Annotated in this window: 2 protein-coding genes; one reads left to right on the top strand and one right to left on the bottom strand. The window is 45.3% G+C overall.

Going from position 1 to position 2,105, the window contains the following annotated elements; genetic code table 11:
- Nucleotides 1-1,462: diguanylate cyclase (locus R7E00_RS22540; protein WP_318124483.1), on the top strand; the 1,462-nt coding region annotated here is incomplete at its 5' end.
- Between the two features lie 92 nt (nt 1,463-1,554).
- Here R7E00_RS22540 and R7E00_RS22535 read toward each other — a convergent pair.
- The coding region (locus tag R7E00_RS22535; RefSeq protein WP_318124482.1) for an FCD domain-containing protein at nt 1,555-2,105 on the bottom strand (551 nt) is incomplete at its 5' end.

The raw sequence follows: 2,105 nt of genomic DNA, 5'->3' as shown, positions 1-2,105 counted from the left end.
GCGAGAGTATTTTAAATACGCGCAGAGTTTGGATAACGAGCAAATCTCAGCTTGGGGGATTGAACTTGAAAGGGACAAAGGTGAATTGGTTTATCCGCTAAGTCCGTCACTACGCATTTTGATGCCCATTTCAGTGAATGACGTTCGACAGGGTTACTTAGTGTTGAATGTCGATATCGAGTATCTGTCATCCCTTCTCAACTATTCACCAGTGCGAGATTTCCATATCGAGTTGGTTAAGCACAAAGGCTTTTACATCGCGAGTCCTGACGAGTCGCGCTTGTATGGCGATATTATTCCTGAGCGTTCTCAGTTTAATTTCTCGAATATGTATCCAGATATATGGCCGCGAGTAGTATCTGAGCAAGCGGGGTACTCTTATAACGGTGAACATTTGATTGCGTTTAGCTCGATTAAGTTTGTCTCCAACGAGCCTTTGCATCTCATCATCGACCTCTCGAATGAGCAGTTGTCAAAAAGAGCGACGCGCGACATCAATGACCTTATTCAAGAATCCTTGTTTGTATTAAGTCTTGTGCTGGTTTTCACTTTGCCAATTACCGCGTTGGCACTGCATTACCGTCGTCATAGTGTGGAATCGAAGTTAGCCCGTGCCGCACTCGATGGTATGACCGCCGTCATGATTTCTGACGCATCGCTTCGCATCATCATGGTCAACCAAGAGTTTGAAAACATGATGGGTTATTCTACCGAACAAGTGAAAGGCTCAAATGCCCATAGCCTGATTTTGCTTCCTGAAGACCTCGAAGAGACGCTAAACATTTGGAATAAGTTAGGGCGCGAGAATGTTTGGGAAGGCGAAGTACGCTGCCGTACCCAATTGAATCATGTGTTTACGGCGATCATGCGTATCCAAGCGAACTTAACAAAGTCCGGTAAAATCAGCTATTACATCACTTCGCTGGTGGATATTTCTGAACGTAAAGCGTTGGAAGAGCAGCTGCGCAACTTAAGTGAGAAAGACGGTTTGACTGGACTGTGGAACCGCAGAAAGTTTGAAGAACAATTAACCCACTACGCGAATATTGTAGAACGTTATCCTGATACACCGACGACGTGTTTGGCTTTGTTTGATATTGACCACTTTAAGCGCATTAACGATGAACGCGGTCACGATGAAGGGGATAAAGTCATTTGTAGCGTCGCAGAAACGTTACTGCGTGAAGTACGCACTACGGATTTTGTTTCTCGTGTTGGTGGTGAGGAGTTTGCGGTGATCATGCCTCATACCACAGTCAAAGAGGCCGAAGTGGTGCTCAATCGTTTGCGAGTCGCGGTTCAGCTGCGAAGCAATATGACCGTTACCGTCAGTGCGGGTTATAGTGACCTCACTGCCGATCGAACTCGAAGCTATAAGTGCGCAGATATCGCGCTGTATGAATCCAAAAGCGCTGGTAGAAACTGCGTTTCTTTGTGTCATAGCATTGATGATATTGCTTAGTTCACATGAGCGAGAGAACCGTTTATACCAAAAAGAAAAAATCGGGATATACCCGATTTTTCGTTAATAAGCGAGTTGATTTGGCGTGACGTTTATAGCGGGTTGTCGATGGCGGTTTCGACACATTGCAACGACTTCAACAAATAACGATCCAGAAACTGCACTGCATCGTCACTATTTTTAGACAGCGACAACTTCATGATCATCTCTTGTTCATCGATATTACAGTGACCTTGATTGTTCGTTCCTAGCACTTGCATAGCAAAGTAATGGTAACGCTTGATCTGGTTTAAAATATCTCGGAAGAAGGTAAACAAATTGTGCGAGTTCGCCCCCTCAAGCAACGCCTCAAGAAAGTGATAGTGGCGTTCTTCCCATTCTCTCCAGCAAAAGCCTTGGTCGAGATTCACTCGAGATAGTTTGTGGTATGAAGTTAGGACGTCCAGTTCCCAGTTCTCATCGCCTGTCATGATCGCCTTTTTCAATAGAAATGAAGCCGTCATCCGTAGGCTTTCATACAAGTCATTCAACTCATGCTTACACACTGGTGCAACCCAGCAGCCTTTTTGCGGCTCGAGTTTGACGTATTTGCTCCACGATAGCTGAACCAATGCTTCGCGAATAGGGGAGGCACCTACGTTGT

The sequence above is a fragment of the Vibrio sp. Vb1755 genome, from assembly GCF_033338635.1.
GTDB classification, from domain to species: Bacteria; Pseudomonadota; Gammaproteobacteria; order Enterobacterales; family Vibrionaceae; genus Vibrio; species Vibrio alginolyticus.
The sequence above is the reverse complement of the archived record's forward strand: the minus strand, read 5'-3'. Positions and strand labels throughout refer to the sequence as shown.